Below are 26,028 nucleotides of genomic sequence, written 5' to 3'. Positions count from 1 at the left end.
AAGGTGTCGAACGCCTCACCCGTGCGACACGAGTTGCGGCGCGGGGCGGGGACGACCGCGGTCCCGGCCGGCCGCCGTCACGACCCGCAGCGACATCAGCCACCCGACGCCGTACGCCAGCGCGCCGGACACCCCGAACGCCCACACCGCGGTCAGCGGTGACCCGTCGACCAGAGCCACCACGGACACGGCTCCCGCCACCAGCGCGACGCGGCCCGCGTCCCAGGCGAGCTGAAGACCCTGTCGTTCGAACACGACAAGCGTCTGCGACAGCGGAGAGACCACAAGTTGCGCCGCCATGAAGACGGCCAGGGCCTGGGCATAGGCGCCGCTGCTGTGCCACTGCGCGCCGAAGACCAGGCTGAAGGCCGCGGGCGCGCCGACCACCACGAGGAGCGCGCCGGGACCGGCGACCAGCGCCAGCCTCCGGCTGGCGCGCAGAAACGCGCGCCGGCCGCTCCGGGGCTGCTCCCTGGCGATCCGGGCGATCTCCCCCAGGTAGACCTGGGCCACCGCGGACGCCACGAGCGCGGCGGGCATGGCGAGCACCCGCTGGGTCAGTCCCAGCCAGCCGGCCACCGCCGAGCCGTACCAGTAGGCGATGAGCAGCACCGGCAACTGCGTGCCGAGGACGTTGAGCAGACCGGACGGGGCCAGGAGGAACGGGAACCGCCGGTACCGGCGTGCGACCGCCAGCAGGCGTGGCGGCCGCCGGCCGGCCCGGGCGGTCGCGCCGCGCCGACGGGCGTCCCGGAGCAGGACCGCGGCGGCCGCGACCTGACCGAACCCGAAGCCGAGCGCCAGGCCACCGGGGCGAAGTCCCGCCACTCCGGCCACGATCTGGGTGACCACCACCGCCACGGACTGGAAGAGGTTGCGCCGGCCGATCGCGCCGTAACGACGGTGCCGCACCGCGAACTGGTTCAGCACGAGGACGACACCCATCGCGGCGGCGGAGGGCGGCACCACCCAGAGCCAGCGGGCCAGTTCGGGCTGACCGAACCAGAGCGCCGCCCGGTCCCCCACCAGCAGGACGACCGCCGATGCCAGGATCGCCGTGCCGGCGGCCGCGACGAGGCCGAGCCGCACCAGCGCGCGTGCGTCCTCCTCCCGCTCGGGAAGCGGAACGGCCATCTCGAACCGGAGCGCGGCCACCGTGCCCACTGTGAGCACGAGCGCGGCGACCACGGCGAGCACGCCGAAGTCAGCCGGGCGGTAGAGCCTCGCGAGCAACGGGACCGCGGCCAGCGCCAGCAGTTGACCGCCGGCCGACCCGGCGGCGATGCCGAGCACTCCGCGCCGCCCGCTCGACATGGCGAGCCGCGCCCGCCACCTCACCCAGCGACCCCCGGGCGGTCGACCGGCCGCGCCCGCCCGCCGCGAGCCCGCACCCCGGCGGGCAGTGTCGCCCCGGCCAGCACGAGCACGCCGAGGGCCAACGCGGCGAAGAGCGGACGACCGGCGTTCACGTCCCCGGACGTCGACACCGCCACCACGTTGAAGGCCAGCACGGCCAGGACGAACCCAGCCACCGGATCACGCCTGGTCGCGCGCCAGAGCCCCGCCGCGACGACCACGGTGGCCAGGATGAAGGCCCCGCCCACCAGCCAGCCCGCCTCGGCCGGCAGCTCCAGCCACAGGTTGTGCGGATAGTTGTGCACGAGCATGCCGGAGTAGTCGCCCCAGTTGCCGTAGCCGACGCCGCCCGGATTCTCGGCGATCATCGGCACGCTGACCTCCCGCATCTCCGCTCGGGCGGTGCCGAACATCTCCTCGCTCGGATCGACCAGGAGCGCGTACACCCGGGGCGGCAGCAGCGACGGCAGGGCGAGGACGGCGAGCACCAGGCCGCCCATCAGGCCCAGACCTACCCACTCACGCCGGCCCCGCCGGATCTTCAGGCGGAACCCGGCCAGCACCAGGACGAAGAGGGCCACCACAGTGGCCAGCAGCGGTCCCCGGGAGCCGGTCGCCAGAAGACCGAGGCCGAGCAGCACCGCCAGGCCCGCCGCCCACCACGCCGGCACCCGTTTGCGCAGATAGAGCCAGGTGAGAGCGACGAGCGCACCGCCGATTGCCCGGGCCAGCCAGATCGGGTTGGAGCCGAAGCCGTCGGCCCGGCCGTCCTGCGGATCACCGTTGAGCGTGGCGATCGCGAGCACCACCCCCGACAGGACGAAGACGGCGGCGAACATCTCGACGTCACGCCGCCCGCGCAGCACCGCCACCGCCGCCGTGGCGAACACGGTCAGCGTCATGAGCAGCAGGAACTTCTGCCGGCCGTAGTCCGTCTCCGGCGGGTGCAGGATTCCCGGCAAGGCGAGGACGCCGAAGACCACGAGGGTCCAGAAGATCACTGTCCGGGACCGCGAGGCCGGACGGAGCAGCTCGTGCAGGAGCAACGGGACCGCGAGCACCACCGCGGCGATCAGGAACCCGCGGCCGACCATGCGCGGGAACTGGTCGAAGTTGAGCACCAGCACCACGGCGGTGGCGCGCAGCACCGTCGATACGACACCACCCGTGCGCCGTACCGGTGTCTCCGGTCCGGCGGGCCCACCGGGGCCGCGGACCGTGCCGATCGCCGACGACCGGCGGCTGTCCTGCATCACCATCACGTTCGAGCCTCCTGCGGCACCGAGCTTGGAACCCGTCACACCGCCCGGTCGGAGCGGTAACGCGCGAGATTGGCCGGATCGAGGAACCACTCGACTGTCGCCTTCAGCCCCTCGTCGATGCTCGTGACGGGCTGCCACCCGGTCCGCGACCGGAGCAGGCCGGCGTCGCCGAGCAGGCGTTCCACCTCGGACTCCGCCGGGCGGAGCCGGGACTCGGTGACCACCACCTCCGGCTGGGCGCCGAACATCGCGGCGATCTTGCGGACCAGGTCGCCGACCGAGGTCTCCCGGCCCGTCGCGGCCTGGAACACGCCGCCCACCACAGCGTCGTCGGGTGCCGTGCCGACGGCCTGGAACGCGGCCACGGTGTCCGTCACGTAGAGGAGGTCCCGGGTGGTACGCAGCGCGCCCAGCCGGATCACCCCGTCCTCCTTCGCCAGCTGGCTGATGATGGTGGGGATGACCGCCCGGGTGGACTGCCGGGGGCCGTACGTGTTGAACGGCCGCAGCGTGACCACCGGCAGGCCGAAACTGAGGTGGTAGCTCTCGGCCAGCTTGTCCGCGCCGATCTTGGAGGCGGAGTACGGCGACTGCCCGCGCAACCGGTGCTGCTCGGTCATCGGGACCGTGGTGGCCGTCCCGTACACCTCGCTCGTGGAGGTGACCACGACCCGGCCGACACCGGCCGTCCGCGCGCTCTCCAGCACGTTGAGCGTGCCGGTGATGTTGGTGTCCACGTAGGACTGCGGCGCGAGATACGAGTACGGGATGCCACCCAGCGCGGCCAGGTGATAGACGGTGGAGGCGCCGTCGACAAGCCGCTGCACCATCCCCCGGTCGCGGATGTCCCCCGCGACGACCTCGACGCCGGCCAACTGGTCCGGGCCGAAGGTGTCCAGCCAGCCGTGCGATCCGGCGCCGTTGTAGCGCACGAGGGCGCGTACCGGGTGGCCCGCGGCGACGAGGGCCTCCACCAGATGGGAGCCGATGAAGCCACCGGCTCCGGTCACCACCACCGGCCCGTCGGACGACTGTGCGGTCATGATTCGCTCCTCCTCTTCACCGGTCCGGCCGTACCGGTACCGGGTCGGCTCAACGAGCCGGCGCAGCCGCCGGAGCCGCCTGGCTCCACAGCGCGCCGACCGAGTCGTACAGGTCGTGTTCGGGCGTCCACCCCAGGACCGAGGCGGCCCGGCCGACGTCGGCGCGCATCCAGCCCACGTCGGCGGAGCGCGGGGACGGCGCATGGTCCTCCCGGACGCGGACCGGCCGGCCGGCCGCCGTGACCAGCAGGTGGACGGCGTCGCGCACCGGCACCGCCCGGCCGCTCGCCACGTTGAGGACACGGGCTCGCGGCGCCGTGACGGTCGCCGCCCGCCCGACCGCGGCGGCCACGTCCCGCACGTCCACGAAGTCCCGGTACGCGTCCAGCGGGCCGGTGCGCAGGTCCTCGCCGGGCGCGAGGCGCGACAGCAGCGCCGCCACCCGGCCGAGCAGCGTCGTGCGGGGCATGCCGGGGCCGACGGGGTTGAACACCCGAAGCACTACCGCGTCCACCCGGCCGGCTGCGGCCGACAGCTCCGTGAGGCGGGTCGCCGCGGCCTGACTCACGCCGTAGGCACTGACCGGCGCCGCTGGCAGGTCCTCGGCGGCCGCGGCGCCGAACGGAACGGGACCGTACTCGGCGGCGGAGCCGAGGCGGACCAGGCGGGCGCGGGGCGCGGCGACGGCGACGGCGTCGACCAGCTTGGCGGTCACCAGCGTGTTGGCCCGGACGAGGTCCTCGGCGGTGCCGCTCACCGCGCCGGCACAGTTGACCACCGCATCCGGCCGGACCGTGTCGAGCAGCGCACGCAGCGTCTCCGGCGCCGCGGTGACCAGGTCGCACTCGTCGCGCGACGGGCACGTGAGGTCCGCCGTGGCGGCCAGCTCCCGTCGTACGTGCGCGCCGATGAAGCCGGAGGCGCCGAAGAGGAGTACGCGCATCATGCCCCGGCCGGGGTGCCGGCGGGCAGGAGCAGGTCCCGGACCTCGGCGAAGCACCGGTTGGCCTCGTCGTAGTCCTCGGGGCGGCCGATGTCCAGCCAGTAGCCGTCGAACTCGTAGCCGGCCGGTGGTTCGCCCCGCCCCAGCAGGTCGAGCACCAGCTGGTCGAACCCGAACGGCTGCCCGACCGGGTAGCGGGCGATGGTGCTGCGGGAGAGTCCGTAGACGCCCATGCTCACCCGGTAGTGCAGGACCGGCTTCTCGGAGAAAGATGTGATCTTGTCGCCGGCCAGTTCAAGAACCCCGAAGTCGATCTTGACGGTACGCCGGTAGGTGGCCACCGTCAGCGGCGCGCCCGAGCGGGCGTGGGTGGCCAGGAGGTCGGCGTAGTCGAGGTCGGTGAGCACGTCGCCGTTCATCACCAGGAAGTGCTCGGGCAGGCGGTGCCGGATGCCGAAGAGCGGGCCGATGGTCGACAGCGGCCGGTCCTCCTCGACGTAGTCGACCGCCAGGCCGAACCGGGAGCCGTCACCGACGAAGGCCCGGATCAACGCGCCCAGGTGGTTGATCGCCAGGGTGACGTGGGTGAAGCCGCGATCGGCGAGCTGCCGCAGGACGATCTCGAGGATCGCGTAGCTCTCGCCGATGGGCACGAGCGGCTTGGGCAGGGTGGAGGTGTAGGGACGCAGCCGTACTCCCGCGCCGCCCGCCATGATCACGACATGCATCGACTCTCCACTCGTTCCCCCGCCCTACCTCGCGTCCAACGAACCGAACCCACCCGGGGGTACGGAAATCACCTGTTCGGGGGCGTTTCCCCGGCTTCGCGCCCGCGGGTGGGCCCGCCGCCGCGCGTCGCTGTGATGAGCTGTACCGGTGGCGGGAGATGTGCTGGGGCTGGTGCTGCACCCCACCCGGGACGTCTCCGAGGTGGTGCGGATCATCGTGGACTGGGCGGCCCGGCACCGGATCACCCTCGCCGTACGCGCCGAGGACCGTACGCGCGTGCCGGCCGCGGTGGAGGCGGTCGCCGCGGACGAGCTGGCCGACCGCTGCGCCGCGCTGATCAGCATCGGCGGCGACGGCACCATGCTGGGCGCGCTGCGGATGGCCGTACGCGACCCGAAGCCGGTGCTCGGCGTCCACCTGGGCCGGGTCGGCTTCCTGGTCGAGGTGGAGCCGCCGGACCTGCCCCGGGCGCTGGAGCGGCTGGTGGAGCACGACTTCACAGTCGAGTCGCACGCCTGCCTGGCCTGCGACGTCTGCGGTGACGACGTGGTGGCGTTCAACGACATCGCCCTGGTCCGGCAGCCCGGCGCCGGGTTCGTCACGGCCACGCTGGCGGTGGACGGCCAGCGGTACGGCTACTACCGCTGCGACGCGCTGGTGGTGAGCACGCCGACCGGCTCGACCGCGTACAGCTATGCCGCGGGCGGGCCGTTGATCTCACCGGCCACGGAGGCGATGGTGGTGACGCCATCGGCGCCGATGGCCGGGATCTCCCGCTCGGTGCTGCTCTCCGCGCACGAGACGGTGCACCTGGAGCTGCGCGCGGACTCGGCGCCGGTGGCGGTGGAGATGGACGGGCTGCTGATCCGGCAGGCGGCGACCGAGGGCTCGGTGCACATCCGGTACGTCAAGGACGCCGGCCGGGTGGTCCGCCTCGACCCGCGCCGCTACCAGGAGCGCAACCAGCTCAAGTTGAGCCTGCTGGACCTGCCGCTGCTGCCGGACCAGCTGCGCGAGCTGTTGCCGGACGGGTTGCGGGAGCAGCTCAACCGCCGGGAGCTGCCCCCGCCCCGGTGACCGTCAGGACGCCCCGAGCACCCCGTCGACGAGCGCCTTGGCCTCCTCCTGGATCCGGGCCAGGTGCTCCGGACCCTGGAACGACTCGGCGTAGATCTTGTAGACGTCCTCGGTGCCGGACGGGCGGGCGGCGAACCAGCCCGACTCGGTGGTCACCTTGAGGCCGCCGATCGCGGCGCCGTTGCCGGGCGCGGTGGTGAGGATCGCGGTGATCGGCTCACCGGCTAGCTCGGTGGCGGTGACCTGCTCCGGCGACAGCTTGGCCAGGACCGCCTTCTCCTCGCGCCCGGCCGGGGCATCGATGCGGGCGTACGCGGGCGCGCCGAAGCGGTCGGCCAGCTCGGCCCAGTGCTCGCTGGGCGTACGCCCGGTGGTGGCGATGATCTCGGCGGCGAGCAGGCAGAGCAGGATGCCGTCCTTGTCGGTGGTCCAGGTGCCGCCGTCGCGGCGCAGGAACGACGCGCCGGCGCTCTCCTCGCCGCCGAAACCGACGGCGCCGTCGAGCAGGCCGGGCACGAACCACTTGAACCCGACCGGCACCTCCAGCAGCGGGCGGCCGAGGTCGGCCGCGACCCGGTCGATCATCGAGGAGGAGACGAGCGTCTTGCCCACCGCCGCGGCCGGGCCCCACTGCTCCCGGGTACGGAACAGGTGGCCGATCGCCACGGCCAGGTAGTGGTTGGGGTTCATCAGGCCGCCATCGGGCGTGACGATGCCGTGCCGGTCGGCGTCGGCGTCGTTGCCGGTGGAGACCGCGTAGTCGCTCCGGGCGGCGATCAGCGAGGCCATCGCGTTCGGTGACGAGCAGTCCATCCGGATCTTGCCGTCGCCGTCGAGCGTCATGAACCGCCACGTCGGGTCCACCAGCGGGTTGATCACCGTCAGGTCGAGGCGGTGCCGGTCGGCGATCTCCCCCCAGTACGCCACGCTCGCCCCGCCCATCGGGTCCGCGCCGATGCGCACCCCGGCGTCGCGGATCGCGTCGATGTCCAGCGCGGCGGGCAGGTCGTCGACGTACCGGGCGAGGAAGTCGTACCCCCCGGTGGTGTCGGCGGCGCGCGCCCGCGCGTACGGGATGCGTCTCACCTCCTTGAGCCCGGCGGCGAGGATCGCGTTCGCGCGGTCCTGGATCCACTTCGTGGCGTCGGTGTCGGCGGGCCCGCCGTGCGTGGGGTTGTACTTGAAGCCGCCGTCGGACGGCGGGTTGTGCGACGGGGTGATCACGATGCCGTCGGCGAGGCCGCTGGTGCGGCCCCGGTTGTGGGTGAGGATGGCGTGCGAGACGGCGGGCGTCGGGGTGTAGCCGTCGCGGCTGTCGCGCAGCACGGTGACGCCGTTGGCGGCGAGCACCTCCAGCGCGTCGGCCTCGGCCGGCGCGGAGAGCGCGTGGGTGTCCCGGCCGAGGAACAGCGGCCCGTCGAGGCCCTGCTCACGCCGGTAGTCGCAGAGCGCCTGGGTGACGGCGACGATGTGGTCGGAGTTGAACGCGTGGCGCAGGCTGGACCCGCGGTGCCCGGAGGTGCCGAAGGAGACCTGCTGCGCCGGGTCGTCCGGGTCCGGGTGCTCGGCGTAGTAGGCGGTGACCAGCCGGGGCACGTCGACCAGATCGTCGGGCTGCGCGGGCTGGCCGGCACGGGGGTGGGCCACTGCGGGATCCTCCTCGGGTTGCGGTGGTGCTGCTCAGGGCTCGACGCGCTGGCCCTTGCCGATCACGACGATGCCGTTGTCGGACACGGTGTAGCGCTGGCGGTCCTTCTCCAGGTCGACGCCGATCTCGGCGCCCTCCGGGACGTGGACGTTCTTGTCCAGGATCGCGCGCCGGACGACCGCGTGGCGGCCGATCTGGACACCCTCCATCAGCACGGCGCCGTCGACGTGCGCCCACGAGTGGACCTTCACCTTCGGCGACACGATCGAGTTCTCCACCAGCGAGCCGGAGATCACCGAGCCGGGTGACACCATCGAGCTGACCGCGCGGCCGACCCGCTCGCCCCAGGCGTGCACGAACTTGGCCGGCGGGTACGGCGGCTGCTCGGTGTAGATCGGCCACTCGAAGTTGTAGAGGTTGAACACCGGGTGCACGTTGATCAGATCCATGTGCGCGTCGTAGAACGAGTCGAGCGTCCCCACGTCCCGCCAGTAGCCGCGGTCCCGGTCGGTGCTGCCCGGCACCTCGTTGTCCTTGAAGTCGTAGACGTTCGCCTCGCCGCGCTCGACCAGCATCGGGATGATGCTGCCGCCCATGTCGTGCTTGCTGGTCTTGTCCGCCGCGTCGCGCTCGACCGCCTCGCACAGCGCCTTCGTGGTGAACACGTAGTTGCCCATCGAGGCGTAGATCTGGTCCGGCGCGTCGGGCAGCCCCACCGCGTCGGTGGGCTTCTCCCGGAACGCGCGGATGCGCTTGCCGTCCTCGCCGACCTCGATCACGCCGAACTGGTCGGCCATCGACAGCGGCTGCCGGATGCCGGCGACCGTCACCCCGGCGCCGGAGGCGATGTGGTCGTCGACCATCTGCCGGGGGTCCATCCGGTAGATGTGGTCGGCGCCGAAGACGATCACGTAGTCGGGCTGCTCGTCGTTGATCAGGTTGAAGCTCTGGTAGATCGCGTCGGCCGAGCCGGCGAACCACCACGGGCCGCGGCGCTGCTGCGCCGGCACCGGCGTGACGTAGTTGCCGAGCAGCGTCGACATCCGCCAGGTCTTGGTGATGTGCCGGTCCAGCGAGTGCGACTTGTACTGGGTCAGCACGACGATCTTGAGGAAGCCGGCGTTCGCCAGGTTGGACAGGACGAAGTCGACCATGCGGTACATCCCGCCGAAGGGGACGGCGGGCTTCGCCCGGTCGGTCGTCAGGGGCATCAGGCGCTTGCCCTCCCCGCCGGCCAGGACGATCGCGAGCACCTTGGCAGCCATGCTCAGACGCTAACGACCCGGAACCGACTTCACCACTCGGACGCCCACACTTGCGCACCGCGTGCGACACGCCGCTCTGCACTAGGGTGCGGGCATGGCACCGATGCGCGTCGACCTGCTCACCCGCGAGTACCCGCCGGAGGTGTACGGCGGCGCCGGCGTGCACGTGGAATACCTCGCCCGCGAGCTGCGCCGGCTCGCCGACGTGCGGGTGCACTGCTTCGGCGCGCCGCGCGACGAGCCCGGCGTCACCGCGTACGCGGAGCCGGCCGCGTTGGCCGGCGCGAACGCCGCGCTGCGGGTCATGGGCGTCGACCTGGAGATGGCCGCCGGCACGGCCGGCACCGACGTGGTGCACAGCCACACCTGGTACGCGAACCTGGCCGGGCACACCGCGAAGCTGCTGCACGGGGTGCCGCACGTGGTCACCGCGCACAGTCTGGAGCCGCTGCGCCCGTGGAAGGCCGAGCAGCTCGGCGGCGGGTACGCGCTCTCCTCCTGGTGTGAGCGGACCGCGTTCGAGGCCGCCGACGCGATCATCGCGGTGAGCGCGGGCATGCGCCGCGACGTGCTCACCGCGTACCCGGCGGTTAACCCGGACCGGGTCCGCGTGGTCTACAACGGCATCGACACCGCGCAGTACGCCCCGGACCGGAACACCGACGTGCTCGACCGGCTCGGCATCGACCCGTCCCGGCCCAGCGTGGTCTACGTCGGGCGGATCACCAAGCAGAAGGGCCTGCCGTACCTGCTGCGCGCCGCCCGCGAGCTGCCCGCCGACGTCCAGCTGGTGCTGCTGGCCGGCGCACCTGACACGCCGGAGATCGGCGCGGAGGTCGAGGAGCTGGCCGCCGAGCTGCGCGCGAAGCGGTCGGGGGTCGTCTGGGTGGCGGCGATGCTGCCCAAGCACGAGGTGATCCAGGTGCTCACCCACGCCACGATCTTCGTCTGCCCGTCCGTGTACGAGCCGATGGGCATCGTCAACCTGGAGGCGATGGCCTGCGAGACGGCGGTGGTGGCGACCGCCACGGGCGGCATCCCGGAGGTGGTGGCAGACGGCGAGACCGGGCTGCTGGTGCCGATCGAGCAGGCCGGCGACGGCTCCGGCACGCCGCTGGACCCGGAGCGTTTCGTGGCCGACCTGGCCGCGCGCATGAACGAGCTGCTGGCCGACCCGGAGCGGATCGCCGCGTTCGGGGCGGCGGGGCGGCGGCGGGCCGTGGAGCACTTCTCCTGGGACGCGATCGCCCGCCAGACGCTCGAGGTGTACCGCTCGGTGGGCGTGTAAGGAAGGGCCCCTTCTTAACGCCTGCGGTAGAGGAAGGGCCCCTTCTCAACAGCCCGCCCCTCGCGGTCGGCGGCGGATACAGTCCCCGGATGCCGGATGCGATCTTCGCCCATCCTCGGCTCGCGCCGGTCTACGACGCGTTCGACGGCGACCGGGACGACCTGGACGCGTACCTCGCGATCGCCGACGAGCTGGACGCGCGCGTGGTGCTCGACCTCGGCTGCGGCACCGGGAACCTGGTCCTGCTGCTCGCCCGGCACGGCCGTACCGTCGTGGGGGTCGACCCGGCCAGGGCGTCCCTCGCCGTCGCCCGGTCGAAGGACCGCGAAGGCCGCGTGCGCTGGGTGCACGGCGACGCCACGACGCTGCCACCGCTGCGCGCCGACCTGGCCGTGATGACCGGCAACGTGGCGCAGGTGTTCTGCGCCGACGACGACTGGGCGCGCACCCTGCGGGGCGTCCACGCGGCGCTGCGGCCCGGCGGGCATCTCGTGTTCGAGACGCGGCGTCCCGAGCGCCGCGCGTGGGAGGAGTGGGCGGCGGACACCGCGCCGGTGACCCGGGACGTGCCGGGCGTCGGGCCGGTGGAACGACGTCTCGAGGTCACCGCTGTGGACCTGCCGTTCGTGTCCTTCCGGTTCACGTACCGGTTCCCGGCCGACGGCGCCGTCGTCACGTCGGACTCGACGCTGCGGTTCCGCGACCGGGACGAGGTCGAGGCGAGCCTGGCGGCCGCCGGCTACCGGGTGCTCGACGTGCGGGACGCGCCCGACCGCGCCGGCCGGGAGTTCGTCTTCGTCGCCCAGCGGTCGACCTGAACGTCGCCGTCGGCGGGCCAGAGCGCCCGCAGCCCGCCGACCCTGTGCCCGAGGCGCGGAAAGAGGCCGTTCGTGGCACGGGGCCGGCCGCCGGAAGTCCGCCACCCGTTCGGTGGAACGCCATGGGTGCCTCAGCGCCCTTTTGACACCCATAGCGTTCCACTCACCGCAGCCCACGCTCGTTCGGTGGAACGGCACGGGTGCCTCACCGGCACGAACTCGACGCCCTCGTGAGCGGGTTGAGGGCTCAGGTGAAGTCGCCGAGCGCGAGAGGATCTCGCGCAGTAGGTTGAGCGGGTGACTGGACGGTTCCCGATCGAAGACGTCTCCCCCGTCGTCTCCTGCGGTCGCTACCCGGCCAAGGCGGTGGTCGGCGAGGTCGTGCCGGTGTCGGCGCGGGCCTACCGCGAGGGCCACGACGCGCTCGGGTGCAACGTGGTCTGGCTCGGCCCGGACGGCGCGGCCCGCCCGTTCACCCGGATGCGCCCGGGCGAGCCCGGCCAGGACCGCTGGCACGCCACCATCCGCCCGGACGCGGTGGGCCTGTGGCGCTTCGCCGTGGAGGCGTTCCAGGATCCGTACTTAACCTGGCAGAACGCGGTCACCAAGAAGCTCGCCGCCGGCCAGGGCCCGGCCGAGCTGGCGAACGACCTGGCCGAGGGCGTACGGGTGCTGACCGCCGCGCTGGAGCTGGTGCCGAAGGCCGACCGGGATCGCGTACGCGAAGCCGCGCGGGCCCTGGCCGACGACGAGCGGGACCTGCCGCGGCGGGTGAGCGCGGCGCTGGACCTGGCCGACCTGCTCTGGGAGCACCCGGTGCGCGAGCTGGTCACCACCGGCGAGGAGCGCACGCTCTGGGTGGACCGGCCCCGGGCGCTCTTCTCCGCCTGGTACGAGTTCTTCCCCCGCTCCGAGGGCGCGGTCCCGGCCACCGTCGACGCGCCCGCCCGTTCCGGCACGTTCGCCACCGCCATGGAGCGGCTGCCGGGCGTCGCGGCGATGGGTTTCGACGTGCTCTACCTGCCGCCGATCCACCCGATCGGCCGGGTCAACCGCAAGGGCCGCAACAACGCGCTCACCGCCGGGCCGGACGACGTGGGCTCGCCGTGGGCGATCGGCGCGGCCGAGGGCGGCCACGACGCCATCCACCCCGACCTGGGTACGCCTGAAGACTTCCGCGACTTCGTCGCGGCCGCCGCCGAGCAGGGGCTGGAGGTGGCGATGGACCTGGCGTTGCAGTGCGCGCCGGACCACCCGTGGGTCACCGAGCACCCGGAGTGGTTCACCACCCGCGCCGACGGCAGCATCGCGTACGCGGAGAACCCGCCGAAGAAGTACCAGGACATCTATCCGCTGAACTTCGACAACGACCCCGAGGGCATCCGGGCCGAGGTGCTGCGGGTGGTGCTGCACTGGGTCGGCGAGGGCATCCGGATCTTCCGGGTGGACAACCCGCACACCAAGCCGTTCGACTTCTGGCACTGGCTGATCGCCGAGGTCAAGAAGGTCGACCCGGACGTGCTGTTCCTGGCCGAGGCGTTCACCCGGCCGGCGATCATGCACGGGCTCGGCAAGATCGGCTTCACCCAGTCGTACACCTATTTCACCTGGCGCACGACGGCGGCCGAGATGCGGGAGTACTGCGAGGAGCTGGTCGCCTCGGTCGACTGGATGCGGCCGAACTTCTGGCCGAACACGCCGGACATCCTGCACTCGTCGTTGCAGCACGGCGGCCCGCCGATGTTCAAGATCCGGGCGGTGCTGGCCGCGCTGCTGTCCCCCTCCTGGGGCATGTACGCGGGGTTCGAGCTGTTCGAGCACGTGGCCCGGCCGGGCGCCGAGGAGTACCTGGACAACGAGAAGTACGAGCTGCGGCCCCGGGACTGGGACGCCGCGCTGGCGCAGGGCCGGTCGCTGGCGCCGTTCATCACCACGCTGAACCGGGTACGCCGGGACAACCCCGCCCTGCACCAGCTGCGCAACCTGCGATTCCACGACATCGACAACCCGGCGCTGCTGTGCTGGTCGAAGCACGACCTCCAGACCGGCAACACGGTGATCGTGGTCTGCTCGTTCGACTCCCGCGAGGTGCAGTGGGGCAACGCCACGCTCGACATGCCGGCGCTCGGGCTGGACTGGCACGAGCGGTTCACCGTGCGCGACGAGCTGACCGGCGCCGAGTACGACTGGGGGCAGCGCAACGCGGTACGCCTCGACCCGTACCTGCAACCCGCGCACGTGCTCACCGTGCGCCGCCCGGCCGCACCGGCCCCCGCCGAACCGGAGCAGCCGGCCGCACCAGACCTGACAGTCGAAGACGTACCCGCCGACCTCTCCGGCGGCACCGCCCCGACCGCACCGGCCGACAAGGACGACGCCCGATGGACCAGCTGATCACCGGCGAGGTACACGACCCGCACGCCGTGCTCGGCGCGCACCCGGCCGGCGGGAGCACCACGATCCGGACGCTGCGCCGGGGCGCCGGCGAGGTGACGCTGCTCGTCGCCGGCGAGGCGCACCCGATGAAGCGGGTGCACGACGCCGGTGTCTTCGAGGCGGTGCTCCCCGGCGAGGTGCTCGACTACCGGGTCGAGGTGGACGGCACGACGCACGACGACCCGTACCGTTATCCGCCCACGCTCGGCGACCTCGACCTGCACCTGATCGGCGAGGGCCGGCACGAGCGGCTCTGGGCGGCGCTCGGCGCCCGGGTCTTCGACGAGGGCGTCGCGTTCACCGTCTGGGCGCCGAACGCCCGCGCGGTGCGGCTGATCGGCGACGTCACCGGCTGGGCGCCGGACGACGGCTGGCCGATGCGGTCGCTCGGGTCCAGCGGCGTGTGGGAGATCTTCGTGCCCGGCCTGCCGGTGGGCACCCGCTACAAGTACCGCATCCTGGGCGCCGACGGCAGGTGGCGGGACAAGGCCGACCCGATGGCCGCGCGCACCGAGGTGCCGCCGGCCACCGCGTCGGTGGTGCACGAGTCACGGTACGAGTGGGGCGACGCGGACTGGCTCGCGCGCCGGTCGCGGCAGGCGCCGCACCAGGAGCCGATGAGCGTGTACGAGGTGCACCTGGGCTCGTGGCGGCCCGGCCTGGGCTACCGGGAGCTGGCCGAGCAGCTCACCGCGTACGTGCTGGAGATGGGCTTCACCCACGTGGAGTTCCTGCCGGTGATGGAGCACCCGTTCGGCGGCTCGTGGGGTTACCAGGTCACCGGCTACTACGCGCCGACCGCCCGGTTCGGCGACCCGGACGACTTCCGCCACCTGGTGGACCGGCTGCACGCCGCCGGCATCGGCGTGCTCCTGGACTGGGTGCCGGCGCACTTCCCCAAGGACGAGTGGGCGCTCGCGCGCTTCGACGGCACCCCGCTGTACGAGCACCCCGACCCGCGTCGCGGCGAGCACCCCGACTGGGGCACGTACGTCTTCGACTTCGGCCGCAACGAGGTCCGCAACTTCCTGGTCGCCAACGCGCTGTACTGGCTCGACGAGTTCCACATCGACGGGCTGCGCGTGGACGCGGTGGCCTCGATGCTCTACCTGGACTACTCCCGTTCCGACGGGCAGTGGGCGCCGAACGTGCACGGCGGCCGGGAGAACCTGGAGGCGATCGCGTTCCTCCAGGAGGTCAACGCCACCGTCTACCGGCACCACCCGGGCGTGCTGATGATCGCCGAGGAGTCGACCGCCTGGCCCGGCGTCACGAAGCCCACCTCCGAGGGCGGGCTCGGGTTCGGGTTCAAGTGGAACATGGGCTGGATGCACGACACCCTGCTCTACACCTCGAAGGACCCGATCTACCGGCAGCACCACCACCATCAGCTCACGTTCTCGCTGGCGTACGCGTGGAGTGAGAACTACGTGCTGCCGATCAGCCACGACGAGGTGGTGCACGGCAAGGGCTCCCTGGCCGGCAAGATGCCCGGCGACACGTGGCAGCGGCTGGCGACGGTGCGGGCGCTGCTGGCGTACATGTGGGCGCATCCGGGCAAGCAGTTGCTCTTCATGGGCTGCGAGCTGGCCGACGACAGGGAGTGGAGCGAGGAGCGCGGCCTCGACTGGTACCTCACCCACGACCCGGCCCGCGCCGGTGTGCAGCGGCTGGTCGCCGACCTGAACCGCGTCTACCGGGCCAGCCCGGCGCTCTGGGCGCAGGACACCGACCCGGCCGGCTTCCGCTGGATCGCCGGGGACGACGTCGCCAACAACGCGGTGTCGTTCATCCGGATCGCCCCGGACGGGCAGACGCTGGTGTGCGTGGCGAACTTCTCCGCGCTGCCGCTGGACGACTACCGGATCGGCCTGCCGGCGGCCGGTACGTGGGCCGAGGCGCTGAACACCGACGCCCACCACTACGGCGGTTCCGGCGTGGGCAACCTGGGCGAGGTGCACGCGGAGAACGTGCCGTGGCACGGCCTGCCCGCGTCGGTCTCTCTGCGGGTCCCGCCGCTGGGCGTGCTCTGGCTCCTACCCGCAACTGCCTGAGTGCGAGTACCGCCAGAACAGCCACGGCGGCCGGCACTGAGACAGCGTCTTCGGTTGGGCGGGTTGGTTCAGCGCTCGTTCTGTTCCTGGAAGTCGATGATCGCTTCGCCATTGTCTCGAGCCCAGTCGGTCAGAACCTTGATCGGCTCGACCAGGGTCTGCCCGAGTGGAGTGAGGCTGTACTCGACGCGTGGGGGTGCCTCGGCGTAGGCGTGGCGTTCGACCAGGCCGTATGCCTGCAGGCGGCGCAGGGTCTGGGTGAGGACCTTGTGGGAGATGCCGCCGATGAGGTGGGCCAGCTCGCCGGGGCGCCGGGGTTGCAGGCTGAGTGCGAACAGCACGATCACCGCCCACTTCTCGGTGATGATCTCGACGGCCAGGCGGGTGGGGCAATCGGCGAGGAAGACCGGGCCCGGGGTGTCGTGCACAAAGTCGAAAGGTACCAGCGGGTTCCTATCGGCTCCGTAGCGTCTTGCGGCGAAGCCCTTCAGGAACGCAAGGAGCCATTCATGCCACGAGTAGTCGTGTTCGACGAGACCGGCGGTCCGGACGTTCTGCGCGTCGTCGACGAGCCGGTCGTCGAGCCCGCGGCCGGCGAGGTACGCGTACGGATCGAGGCCTTCGCGGTCAACCCGCTCGACCAGATGGTCCGGGCCGGGCAGTCCCCGCGGCCCGTGCCGTTGCCGCACGCGCGGCTGGGCGTCGAGGGGACCGGTGTGATCGACGCGCTCGGGTCCGGGGTGACCGGGCTGGCCGTCGGCGACCCGGTCATCCTCGGTGCGATACCCGACTTCGAGACCAGGGGTGCGTACGCCGAGTACACAGTGCTGCCGGCCGACCGGGTCGTGCCACGGCCCGCCGGGCTGGAGCCCGTCGCTGCGGCGGCGCTCTGGGTGTCGTACTTCACCGCCTACGGCGCGCTGGTGGACAGAGCCGGGATGCGGCCCGGGGACCAGGTCCTGATCACCGCGGCGTCGGGCGGTGTCGGGCGGGCCGCGATCCAGATCGCCAACCAGATCGGCGCCGTGCCGATCGCGGTCACCCGGCAGAGCGCCAAAGTGGAGAGCCTGTTGGCCGCCGGAGCCGCCGCGGTGATCGCCACCGACCGGGAGGACATCGGGGAGGCCACCCGGCGGCACACCGGTGGGGTGGGCGCCGACATCATCCTGGACGCTGTCATGGGCCCGGGCCTGGCCGAGCTGTCGCTGGCTGCGAAGCTCGGCGGCACCCTGGCCACGGTGGGCTGGCTGGACCCGCGCCCGGCGTCGTTCCCGGCGAATCCGTCACTGACCATCTATCGCTACATGAGTTTTGCGGACATGGTCGACCCGGTGACCGCCCGGCGCGTCGCCGCGTTCCTGGCCGCTGGTGTCCGCACCGGCGTGCTGCAACCGATGGTGGACCGGGTGTTCACGTTGAACGACATCGTCGAGGCGCACCGGTACCTGGAGAAGGGAACGGCGACGGGCAAGATCGTGGTGACGCCGTGACAGTCGGCCGCCGATCATGAGGTTGACGGCAGTTGTTGATCTCTACAAGGCGGTCAACCTCATGATCGACGCGAAGAGGAGGGGCCGGCGGTCAGACCAGGTCGGCTTCTCGGAGGAGCTTCCAGAGGCCGGCGCCGTCGGGGGCGCTCAGCCACTTCTGGCCGACCGGGCCGGACGACGGCCGTCCGGCGGGGGCGGGCAGGCTGCCGGCCAGCACCGACTGGGTCGGCGACAGCTGCCGGATCGCCACCCCTGCTACGTGGTCCGGGTGCGCGGCGGCGAACTCCCGGTAGATCTCCGGGTCGTGCTGCCCGTCGTCGCCGATCAGCAGCCACCGCACCTCGGGGAACTCCCGGGACAGCCGGGCCAGCGTGGCCCGCTTGTGCTCCCGGCCGCTGCGGAACCACCGGTCGGCGGTCGGCCCCCAGTCGGTGAGCAGCAGCGGCCCGGCCGGGTAGAGGTGGCGGGACAGGAACCGGGTGAGCGTCGGCGCGACGTTCCAGGCGCCGGTGGACAGGTAGAACACCGGCGCGCCCGGGTGGGCGGTGGCCAGCCGCTCGTACAGCACCGCCATGCCCGGCACCGCCGTGCGGGCGTGCTCGTCCAGCACGAACGTGTTCCACGCGGCCAGCAGCGGCCGGGGCAGCGCGGTCACCATGACGGTGTCGTCGATGTCGGAGAGGATGCCGAACCGGACGGCCGGGTCGAGCACGCGGACCAGCGCCTCCACCGGTTCGGCGTCGGCGACGCTGAGGCGTACGCAGCCCCAGCCGGGGGTGAAGTCGGCCTCGATCACGGTGTCGACGAACCCGCTGCGGTCGGCGGTCACCTCCTGGCGCACGCCGTCGGCCTCGATGGTCACCCGGATGTGCTTGGCGGGCAGCGTGGCGAAGCTGCGCCAGCCCCGCACCTTGTCCAGGCGGCCCCGCCGCCGGGTGTCCGGGCGGCCCAGCAGCACCCGGCAGAGCACCCGCGCCCAGCCCGGGGCGCCGTAGCCCGCGTACGCGATGATGTTGGGCTGCCACCCGGTGCGCCGCAACCGGCGCTCGACCAGGCCGTGCACGGCGTCCTCGAAGCGCGCGGCGCGGTGCAGTCGCGGTACGGCAAGCTGGTCCGGTGGTGTGGGTGGCACGCTGCAACACTGCCACACCCGGCCGGGCCCGGCCACGCGAGTGATCCACACCGATCGGCCCTCGGAGCCGCGTTCCGCCGTGACAGACTGCGGTCGGGGCGACGACGGGGGCGTTGGTCGTGTCGACGACGAAGCGGGACCGGGTGCGGCCGCGTCCGGACGCGCCGGCGCTGGTGGCGTTGCTGCTCGGTGTGGCCGGAGTCGGCTACCGCCTGGTGCTGACGCTGCTCACGGTGCCCGCGTCGAACAGCGACGAGGCCACGTTCGGGCTGGCCGCGCTGCACATCGCCGAGCGCGGTGAGCGGCCGGTCTTCCTCTACGGCCAGCGCTACATGGGCGTGCTGGAGTCCTACCTGGCCGCGCCGCTGGTCGGCTGGGCCGGGCCGAGCTGGCCGGTGCTGCGGCTGCCGCTGCTCGCGCTGTTCGCGGTGTTCCTGTGGCTGGCGTACCGGCTGACCCGCCGCCTGTTCTCCCCCTGGCTGGCGGTCGTCGTGGTGGGCCTGCTGGCGCTCGGCTCGGAGCGGGTGGTCCGCGACCAGCTCACAGTGGTCGGCGGCCGTCCCGAGGTGAAGCCGGCGGTGCTGGCGATGCTGCTGCTCGCGGTCGCGCTCGGCGAGGAGCGGGTCCGGCACCGCTGGCTGGCCACCGGCGCGTTCGGGCTGCTCGCCGGGCTGGCGCTCTGGTCGGACTGGCTGATCGCGCCGTACCTGCTGGTGGCGGGCGTGGTGCTGGTCCTGGCCATGCCCCGGGAGCTGATCGGCTGGCCGGGCGTGCTGCTGGTGGCGGGCTTCGCCGCCGGGATCGCGCCGATGGTGAAGGACAACATCGTCGCGCCGGCCGGACAGGACTCGCTGTCGGTGTTCCGGGAGATCAGCACCAAGGAGGGCGTCGCGCCGTCGCTCGCCGAACGGCTGCGCGGCGGACTGCTGGAGGGGGTGCCGCTGGCGTCGGGCATGTGCCCGATGGACGGCTGCGCGCGCTGGGCGCAGTGGTTCGGCGTGCTCTACCCGGTGCTGCTGGTGGCCGCCGCGGCGCTCGGGCTGGTCGCGTACCGCCGGGCCGCCGACCACGCCGCGCGGGTCCGGGCCGCGGCGATCCTCGCGCTGGTAGTGGGCGCGGCGTTGACCCTGCTGGCGTACGTGCGCAGCCCGCTCGCCGCGACCGACCCGCTGAGCAACTCCAGGTACCTGTCGGTGCTGCAGATCTCGCTGCCGGCCGTGCTGTGGCCGCTCTGGCTGGCCGCCGCGCACGCGCTGCGCAGAACCGCCGGTCCGGCCGCCCGGTTCGGCGGCGCCACGGCGGCGGTGGTGCTGGCCGGGCTGACCGCCGCCACGGTCGCCGGGACCGTGGCGTTCCTGCCCGGCGTGCCGGGCGTACGGGACGAGGAGCGCACGGCCCGCCGCCTGGCCGACACGGTGCGGGACGCCGGTCTGCACGAGGTGTACGGGGACTACTGGACCTGCAACCGGCTGATCTTCAACACCGGGGAGACGGTCGCGTGCGGCGTGCTCGACGGGGCGCTCACGCCCGGGCAGAACCGCTATCCGGCGTACTGGCAGCGGGTGGCGCGCGCGCAACGGCCCGGGTACGTGCTGGACGTCGGCTCCCCCGCCGAGCGCACGCTGCGGCGGCTGCTTGGTGACCGCGCCGACGCGGCGGTGGTGGCCGAGGTGGGCGGCAGTCGCGTGTACCACCCCGACCGTGCCGTGCGGCCGTGGCGCTGAGCCCGGCCCGTACGCTGTGCCGGTGCTCATCCTGCTGCCCCCGTCGGAGGGGAAGGCCGAGGCCGGCACCGGCCGCCGGCTGGACCTGTCCCGGCTGTCCCTGACCGAGCTGAGCCCGGCCCGGGAGGCGGTGCTGACCGCGCTCGTCGACCTGTGCGCCGGGCCGGACGAGGCGGCGGCCCTGGCCGCGCTGGGCCTCACCGAGGGGCAGCGCGGCGAGCTGCGCCGCAACGCCCGGCTGCGGGAGGCGGCGACCGCCCCGGCCGGGCGGCTCTACACCGGCGTGCTCTACGAGGCGCTGGGCCTGGACACACTGCCCCCCGACGCGCAGCGGGCGGCCCGCCGCCAGGTGCTGATCAGCTCCGGGCTGTGGGGCGCGGTACGCCTCGCCGACCGGATCCCGCCGTACCGCTGCCCGATCGGGGCGCGGCTGCCCGGGCTCGGGGCGCTGTCGGCGTACTGGCGTGGCGCGCTCGGGCCGGTGCTGGAGCCCGCCGCCGGACGCGGCCCGGTGCTGGACCTGCGCTCCGGCGCGTACGCGGCCACCTGGACGCCGCGCGGCGCGCTCGCCGAGCGGACGGTGACGGTGCGGGTGCTGCACGAGCGGACCGTGGACGGCACGCCGACCCGGTCGGTGGTGAGCCACTTCAACAAGGCGACGAAGGGGCGGCTGGTGCGGGATCTGCTGCTCGCCGACGCCCGGCCGCGTACCGCCGACGCGCTGGTGGGGGCGCTGCGGGAGCTGAAGTACACGGTCGAGGAGGCGCCCCGGGCGGCCGGGCGGCCCCGGCAGGTCGACCTGGTGGTCACCGAACTCTGACCGGCGGGCTTCCCGCAAATTTTGCTCAAGGCTCGGCCGCATCGGTTCCCGACCCGGCCGTTGGCGGCAACGGTAGAGGTACCCCGACTCTGACCGAGGAGCTGCGCCGATGCTCGCCGAGCCCACCTCGCTGCTCGACCGCCCCCGCCCGTCCCCGCCGCTGGACTGGCTGACCCTGACCGACGCCTTCGAGATCGCCTGCATGGTGCGCTGCACGCCGCCGCCGGCCGCCGACGTACGCCGCCTGGACCCCGGACCGCACCGGGGCGGGATCGCCGAGTTCAACCGCGAGGACGCGGCGCACCGGATGCGGCAGCTGCTGGGTCGACTCGACGTGCCGGTGCAGCACGAACTGACCACCGGTGGCCTGCGCCGCCGCTACGAGCTGCACCGGCTGGCGGTGCCGCCGCAGCACCGGGCGGCGTACGCGAATCTGCTCACCACCGGCTGGCGGCAGGGCCGCCGGGAGCTGCTCGGCGGGCCGTTCCCGGGCGCCTCGGCGGCGCGGCGGCTCTGGCGGCCCCGGCTGGCGGCGGCGGCCTGGCGGGCGGCGCTGCTCGCCGGCGGCCGGCACGTACGCCGGCACTGCCTCGGCATCCGGCTGGCCGACCGTGACCTGGCCGCGGTGCTGGTCCGCAGCGCGGCGCTGCTGGAGGTGCCGGCGGCGTTGCGGCCGGGCGCGGGCTGCTTCCTGGTGATCGTGCCCAACGGGGAGCACCGGACCCGGATCACCGAGAGCGCGGAGCTGGCCGCCGCCGGCTGACCGGCCCGGCGGCGGGCTTGCGCGGCGGCGGGTGTACGGCGCAGAGTGCAGCCCGTGAGCCGACACTGGCCTGTGCGCGCCGCCGCCCCGCTCGTGCTGGTGCTGCTGCTCGTCTCCGGCCTGGCCGGATGCCGGGACGAGCCGGCCGAGCCGACCCGGATCCGCATCGCCACCGGCAGCCCGACCGCCGTCTACCACGCCTTCGGCCAGTCGCTCGCCGCCGTGCTCAACCGGGAGCTACCCGGGGTACGGGCCGAGGTGGTGGTCACCGCCGCCTCGGCGCAGAACGTCCGGCTGGTCGGGTCCGGCGCGGCGGAACTGGGCTTCACCCAGGCCGACGTGCTCCCGGCACGTGAACCCGAGCATCCGTCCGTGCTCGCCGTGGCCCGCGTCTACGACGACCTGCTGCACCTGGTCACCCGCGCCGGCGGCCCGATCCGCACGCTCGCCGACCTGCGCGGCCGGCGGGTCTCGGTGGGCGCCGACGGGTCCGGCACCGAGATCACCGCCACCCGCCTGCTGGAGGTGGCCCAGCTCGACGGCGACCGGATCCGCCAGGAGCACCTCGGGCTGGACGACTCGATGGCCGCGCTGCGGGAGGACCGGATCGACGCGTTCTTCTTCTCCGGCGGACTGCCCGTACGCGGCGTCGCCGACCTGGCGGAGCGGACCTCGCTGCGGATCGTGGACCTGGGCGAGTGGACCGAGGCGCTGCGCCGCGGGTACGGGCAGGTCTACGTGACCCGGGACATCCCCCGCTCCATGTACCAGGCGGAGCCGGTCAGCACGGTGGCGAACCCGAACTACCTGATCGTCCGCGCCGACCTGCCCGCCGCGCTGGTGCGCGACGTGACCCGGCTGCTGATGGAGCGCCGGGCGGAACTGGCCGCCGCGCACCCGGCGGCGGGACGGATGAGCCAGCGGTCGGCGATCGTCACCACCCCGCTGCCGCTGCACCCGGGCGCGGCGCAGTGGTACCGCGCCGCGAAGCCCTGAGCCCGCGCGCGGTCAGCGGGTGGCCGGCTCGCCGTCGTGTCGCGGGCCCACCGGCTCGGCGGTCTCGGCCTCCCCGCCGGCCTCACCCGGATCGTCGGCGGGCGCCGGGAACCACAACTCGGCGACCAGGCCCCGGGGCTCGCCCCGGCGCATGGTGAGCCGGCCGTCCGAGGCGTCCACGAGCACCGCCGCGATGGTCAGCCCGAGTCCCGCGCCGTCCACGTTCTGCACGTCCGGCGCCCGCCAGAACCGTTCGGTGGCCTGGTCGAGCTGGCTGGCCGTCATGCCCGGGCCGGTGTCCCGGACGGTGAGCGTCGTACCGCCCTCGGCGGCGCGGACCGTCACCGTCACCTCTCCCCCGGCCCCGCTGAACTTCACCGCGTTGTCGATCAGGGCGTCCAGCGCCTGGTCGATGGCGGTGGGTACGGTGCGGGCGTACACCGGCTCGCCGTCCGCGTCCAGGCGCAGCGCGACGTCGCAGTGCCGGGCCAGCGGCAGCCAGGCGGACACCCGGGACGCGGCGGTGGCGGCGGCGTCCACGGTGACCCGCTGGTTCTCCTCCCGCTCGGCGCGGGCCAGGGTCAGCAGCGCGTCGAGCACGGTGGCCAGCCGGTCGGTCTCCTCCAGCGCCAGCCGGTGCTCGGCCCGCCCGTCCGCGTCGCTGAGGCTGGGACCCAGTTCCTCGACCCGCAGCCGCAGCGCGGTGAGCGGGTTGCGGAGCTGGTGGCTGGCGTGCGCGACGAAGGCGCGCTGCCGGTCCATCACGTCGGAGACCGCGTCGGCCATGTCGTTGAAGCTCGTCGCGAGCCGGCGCAGCTCGGGTGGGCCGAGCCGGGGGCGCACCCGCGCGGTCCGGCGGCCCTCGGCGATCTCGTGGGTCACCGCGTCCAGCTCGGTGACCGGGCGCAGGACCCAGCCGGCCAGCCCGAACGCGGTCGAGACGCAGGCCAGCACCGCGAGCAGGCCGATGCCGGCCAGCAGCAGCCACCACGCGCTGACGGTGCGGCGCACCCCGTCCGCCGGGCTGGTGGTCACCACCGCGCCGAGCACCTCGCCGCCGTCGTTGATCGGCACGGCCGTCACCACCGGCCCGCCGTCCCACGGCCAGACCGACTCGGGGCCGCTGAACTGCTGCCCGGACAGCGCGGTGTCGAGCGCCGCGCCGGTGCCCGCGCCCGGCTCCCAGGCCGACGAGGCGGCCACGGTACGGCGCTCCCGGTCCACCACCGCGGCACCGATGCCGTAGAGGGCGTCGTAGGCGGCCAGTTCCCCGTCGAGCGGACCGGGGCTGCCGCCGCGCAGCGCCGGGCCGGCGAGCGAGGCGAACCGGGTGGCGTCGGCGAGGCGGTCGGCGCGTACCCGGTCGGTCTCCCGGGAGGCCAGCGTGAACGCCAGCGGCGTCTCCAGGGCGATCAGGACGAGCACCATCAGCAGCAGGTAGCTGATCACCAGTCGGCGCCGCACGGGCCCCTCCTCACGCGCCGCGGAGCCGGTAACCGACCCCGCGCACGGTCTCCACCAGCGTCGCGTCGCCGAGCTTGCCGCGCAGCGACCCGACGTGCACCTCCACGGTGTGCCGGTCGGCCCAGGTGGTGCCCCACACGTCGAGCAGGATCCGCTCGCGCGGCACCGCCACCCCCGGCTGGCGGGCCAGCGAGAGCAGGATGTCGAACTCCTTGCGGGTGAGCGACACGTCCCGGCCGTCCACGCTCACCGTCCGGCCGCCGACGTCGATGCGCACCGGCCCGGCCTCGATGAGGTGACGCTCCGGGACGGTGTGCGCGGCGCGGCGCAGCACCGCCTCGATCCGCGCCTGCAACTCCACCATCGAGAACGGCTTGACCACGTAGTCGTCGGCGCCCAGCCGCAGGCCCAGCACCCGGTCGCGTTCCTCGCCACGGGCGGTCACCGCGATGATGCCGAGCTGGCTGCTGCGGCGGCGCAGCTCGCGGCACACCTCGGTGCCGTCGCCGTCGGGCAGCGTCAGGTCGAGCAGCACCAGGTCGCAGGGGGCGGCGGAGAGCGCCGCGGCGACTGTGGCGGCGTGTTCCACCTGGTAGCCGCGCCGGGTCAGCGCGGACGACAGCGCGGCGGCGACCCGACGGTCGTCCTCGACCAGGAGGATCCGCACCCGTTCCTCCCTCCGCTCGACGTGTGCCCTGCGAATGGTGGCAGACGCGCCGCCGGGACGCGAGGCCGCTCTAGGCTGCTGGCGTGATCTACAAGATTCTCTCCGACGACGAGTGGGCGCGGGCACGGGCGGACGGGCGGTTCGCCGGCACCGCGATGGACCGGCAGGACGGCTACGTCCACCTGTCCGCCGCCGAACAGGTGGTGGAGACCGCGCGGAGGTTCTTCGCCGGGGTCACCGGCCTGACCGTGCTCGCGGTGGACGAGTCCCGGCTCGGCGACGCGCTGCGCTGGGAGGAGTCCCGCGGCGGCGCGCTGTTCCCGCACCTGTACGCCGCGCTGCCGGTGGACGCTGTCGTCGCCGCGCATCCGCTGCCGGCCGACCGGCCCGCCGCCGACGCGGTGGCCGAACTGCTCGGGTGAGCGCTCGTTATGCTGCGTCGAGCCCGCCCGACGGCGCGACGCGCCCTGCCACGATGCGAGTTGAGATGACTGACAGCAACGACCGGTCCGCCTCCGTCTTCGTCCACCCGACGGCCGACGTGGAGGACGGCGCCAAGGTCGGCGACGGCACCAAGGTCTGGCACCTGGCGCACATCCGGTCGAGCGCGCAGGTCGGCGCCGGCTGCGTGATCGGCCGCAACGTCTACGTCGACGCGGGCGTCACGGTGGGCGACCTGGTGAAGATCCAGAACAACGTCTCGGTCTACCAGGGCGTGACCATCGAGGACGAGGTGTTCGTGGGTCCCTGCGCCGTGTTCACCAACGACTTCCGCCCGCGCGCACAGAATCCGGACTGGACGATCACGCCGACGCTGATCCGGCGTGGCGCCTCGATCGGCGCGAACGCCACGCTCGTCTGCGGCATCGAGGTGGGCGAGTACGCGATGATCGCCGCCGGTTCGGTGGTGACCCGCGACGTCAAGCCGTACCAGCTGGTGGCCGGCAACCCGGCCCGGCCGAAGGGCTGGGTCGACGCCAAGGGCGAGGTCGTCTCCCGCGACGTCGACAACCCGCCGCACCAGGGCTGACCAGGCGACGAGGGGCGACGACC

General features: G+C 73.4%; 23 protein-coding genes. 12 read left to right on the top strand and 11 right to left on the bottom strand.

What is annotated here, in order from left to right:
* Window positions 1–15: 15 nt before the first annotated feature.
* The 5 genes from J3R08_RS11315 to J3R08_RS11295 are packed head-to-tail and all read right to left on the bottom strand — an operon-like array spanning window position 16 to window position 5,332.
* Window positions 16–1,338, bottom strand: coding sequence for a lipopolysaccharide biosynthesis protein (locus tag J3R08_RS11315; RefSeq protein WP_209961060.1), 1,323 nt, complete (start codon window positions 1,336–1,338; stop codon window positions 16–18).
* A complete protein-coding gene (locus tag J3R08_RS11310; protein ID WP_209961058.1) occupies window positions 1,335–2,615 on the bottom strand; it encodes an O-antigen ligase in 1,281 nt (426 codons plus the stop codon). Before J3R08_RS11310 ends, J3R08_RS11315 begins: the two co-directional genes overlap by 4 nt.
* Before the next feature lie 38 nt (window positions 2,616–2,653).
* On the bottom strand, window positions 2,654–3,661 hold the full coding sequence (locus tag J3R08_RS11305) for an SDR family NAD(P)-dependent oxidoreductase (RefSeq protein WP_069089944.1): 1,008 nt from the start codon (window positions 3,659–3,661) through the stop codon (window positions 2,654–2,656).
* Between the two features lie 49 nt (window positions 3,662–3,710).
* Window positions 3,711–4,607 carry an NAD(P)-dependent oxidoreductase gene (locus J3R08_RS11300; protein ID WP_209961056.1) on the bottom strand — a complete coding sequence of 299 codons (897 nt, stop codon included), beginning with the start codon at window positions 4,605–4,607 and terminating at the stop codon, window positions 3,711–3,713.
* Window positions 4,604–5,332, bottom strand: coding sequence for a sugar phosphate nucleotidyltransferase (locus J3R08_RS11295; protein WP_069089945.1), 729 nt, complete (start codon window positions 5,330–5,332; stop codon window positions 4,604–4,606). Before J3R08_RS11295 ends, J3R08_RS11300 begins: the two co-directional genes overlap by 4 nt.
* 148 nt (window positions 5,333–5,480) lie before the next feature.
* Between J3R08_RS11295 and J3R08_RS11290 the strand changes: the two genes are divergently transcribed.
* Complete coding sequence (locus J3R08_RS11290; protein WP_043325094.1) at window positions 5,481–6,410, top strand: NAD(+)/NADH kinase; 930 nt, start codon at window positions 5,481–5,483, stop codon at window positions 6,408–6,410.
* A gap of 3 nt (window positions 6,411–6,413) precedes the next feature.
* On the opposite strand, the gene pgm is transcribed toward J3R08_RS11290, so the two are convergent.
* Both pgm and glgC read right to left on the bottom strand, forming a co-directional pair.
* Window positions 6,414–8,057, bottom strand: a complete 1,644-nt coding sequence (gene pgm, locus J3R08_RS11285; RefSeq protein WP_209961053.1) for a phosphoglucomutase (alpha-D-glucose-1,6-bisphosphate-dependent) — start codon at window positions 8,055–8,057, stop codon at window positions 6,414–6,416.
* A 33-nt stretch (window positions 8,058–8,090) separates the two neighbouring features.
* Window positions 8,091–9,323: a glucose-1-phosphate adenylyltransferase gene (gene glgC, locus J3R08_RS11280; RefSeq protein ID WP_043325096.1), complete on the bottom strand. Its 1,233-nt coding sequence runs from the start codon at window positions 9,321–9,323 to the stop codon at window positions 8,091–8,093.
* Between the two features lie 94 nt (window positions 9,324–9,417).
* Between glgC and glgA the strand changes: the two genes are divergently transcribed.
* The 4 genes from glgA to glgB all read left to right on the top strand — a co-directional run bounded on the left by glgA (window position 9,418) and on the right by glgB (window position 15,919).
* Window positions 9,418–10,611 carry a glycogen synthase gene (gene glgA / locus J3R08_RS11275; RefSeq protein ID WP_064447489.1) on the top strand — a complete coding sequence of 398 codons (1,194 nt, stop codon included), beginning with the start codon at window positions 9,418–9,420 and terminating at the stop codon, window positions 10,609–10,611.
* Between the two features lie 89 nt (window positions 10,612–10,700).
* Window positions 10,701–11,429 (top strand): class I SAM-dependent methyltransferase, encoded by a 729-nt coding sequence (locus J3R08_RS11270; protein ID WP_064447488.1) that lies wholly within the window; start codon window positions 10,701–10,703, stop codon window positions 11,427–11,429.
* Window positions 11,430–11,726: 297 nt separating this feature from the next.
* Window positions 11,727–13,823, top strand: a complete 2,097-nt coding sequence (locus J3R08_RS11265; RefSeq protein WP_209961051.1) for an alpha-1,4-glucan--maltose-1-phosphate maltosyltransferase — start codon at window positions 11,727–11,729, stop codon at window positions 13,821–13,823.
* A complete protein-coding gene (gene glgB / locus J3R08_RS11260) occupies window positions 13,811–15,919 on the top strand; it encodes a 1,4-alpha-glucan branching protein GlgB (protein ID WP_209961049.1) in 2,109 nt (702 codons plus the stop codon). The genes J3R08_RS11265 and glgB overlap by 13 nt, the downstream gene beginning before the upstream one ends.
* A gap of 68 nt (window positions 15,920–15,987) precedes the next feature.
* On the opposite strand, the gene J3R08_RS11255 is transcribed toward glgB, so the two are convergent.
* Entirely contained in the window at window positions 15,988–16,347 is a 360-nt protein-coding gene (locus J3R08_RS11255) for a helix-turn-helix domain-containing protein (RefSeq protein ID WP_043325101.1), read from the bottom strand.
* 81 nt (window positions 16,348–16,428) lie between these two features.
* Here J3R08_RS11255 and J3R08_RS11250 point away from each other — a divergent pair, with 81 nt between their 5' ends.
* A complete protein-coding gene (locus J3R08_RS11250) occupies window positions 16,429–17,409 on the top strand; it encodes a zinc-dependent alcohol dehydrogenase family protein (protein WP_064447484.1) in 981 nt (326 codons plus the stop codon).
* A gap of 91 nt (window positions 17,410–17,500) precedes the next feature.
* On the opposite strand, the gene J3R08_RS11245 is transcribed toward J3R08_RS11250, so the two are convergent.
* Window positions 17,501–18,541 (bottom strand): App1 family protein, encoded by a 1,041-nt coding sequence (locus J3R08_RS11245; protein WP_043330371.1) that lies wholly within the window; start codon window positions 18,539–18,541, stop codon window positions 17,501–17,503.
* Between the two features lie 119 nt (window positions 18,542–18,660).
* Between J3R08_RS11245 and J3R08_RS11240 the strand changes: the two genes are divergently transcribed.
* The 4 genes from J3R08_RS11240 (at window position 18,661) to J3R08_RS11225 (ending at window position 22,844) form a co-directional block, all read left to right on the top strand.
* Window positions 18,661–20,265 (top strand): hypothetical protein, encoded by a 1,605-nt coding sequence (locus J3R08_RS11240; RefSeq protein WP_209961047.1) that lies wholly within the window; start codon window positions 18,661–18,663, stop codon window positions 20,263–20,265.
* A gap of 16 nt (window positions 20,266–20,281) precedes the next feature.
* Window positions 20,282–21,085, top strand: coding sequence for a peroxide stress protein YaaA (gene yaaA, locus J3R08_RS11235; RefSeq protein WP_209964167.1), 804 nt, complete (start codon window positions 20,282–20,284; stop codon window positions 21,083–21,085).
* 109 nt (window positions 21,086–21,194) lie between these two features.
* Window positions 21,195–21,848, top strand: coding sequence for a hypothetical protein (locus J3R08_RS11230; RefSeq protein ID WP_030499746.1), 654 nt, complete (start codon window positions 21,195–21,197; stop codon window positions 21,846–21,848).
* A gap of 54 nt (window positions 21,849–21,902) precedes the next feature.
* Window positions 21,903–22,844, top strand: coding sequence for a TAXI family TRAP transporter solute-binding subunit (locus tag J3R08_RS11225; protein WP_082931063.1), 942 nt, complete (start codon window positions 21,903–21,905; stop codon window positions 22,842–22,844).
* A 12-nt stretch (window positions 22,845–22,856) separates the two neighbouring features.
* Here the strand turns inward: J3R08_RS11225 and J3R08_RS11220 are convergent, their stop codons facing one another.
* Together J3R08_RS11220 and J3R08_RS11215 are read right to left on the bottom strand one after the other, a co-directional pair.
* Window positions 22,857–24,308 carry a HAMP domain-containing sensor histidine kinase gene (locus J3R08_RS11220; RefSeq protein ID WP_064447481.1) on the bottom strand — a complete coding sequence of 484 codons (1,452 nt, stop codon included), beginning with the start codon at window positions 24,306–24,308 and terminating at the stop codon, window positions 22,857–22,859.
* A 10-nt stretch (window positions 24,309–24,318) separates the two neighbouring features.
* The gene (locus J3R08_RS11215) at window positions 24,319–24,975 is read right to left on the bottom strand and encodes a response regulator transcription factor (protein WP_043325105.1); all 657 of its coding nucleotides are present in this window, start codon (window positions 24,973–24,975) and stop codon (window positions 24,319–24,321) included.
* Between the two features lie 83 nt (window positions 24,976–25,058).
* Here J3R08_RS11215 and J3R08_RS11210 point away from each other — a divergent pair, with 83 nt between their 5' ends.
* The gene (locus J3R08_RS11210) at window positions 25,059–25,397 is read left to right on the top strand and encodes a DUF952 domain-containing protein (protein ID WP_209961045.1); all 339 of its coding nucleotides are present in this window, start codon (window positions 25,059–25,061) and stop codon (window positions 25,395–25,397) included.
* 65 nt (window positions 25,398–25,462) lie between these two features.
* Window positions 25,463–26,005 carry an acyltransferase gene (locus tag J3R08_RS11205; RefSeq protein ID WP_030499741.1) on the top strand — a complete coding sequence of 181 codons (543 nt, stop codon included), beginning with the start codon at window positions 25,463–25,465 and terminating at the stop codon, window positions 26,003–26,005.
* The last annotated feature ends 23 nt before the right edge of the window (window positions 26,006–26,028 follow it).

Origin of the sequence: Micromonospora sp. HB375, assembly GCF_017872985.1 — a bacterium.
In the GTDB taxonomy this organism is placed as follows: domain Bacteria; phylum Actinomycetota; class Actinomycetes; order Mycobacteriales; family Micromonosporaceae; genus Micromonospora; species Micromonospora chalcea.
This window is presented reverse-complemented; position numbering and strand designations above follow the sequence as displayed.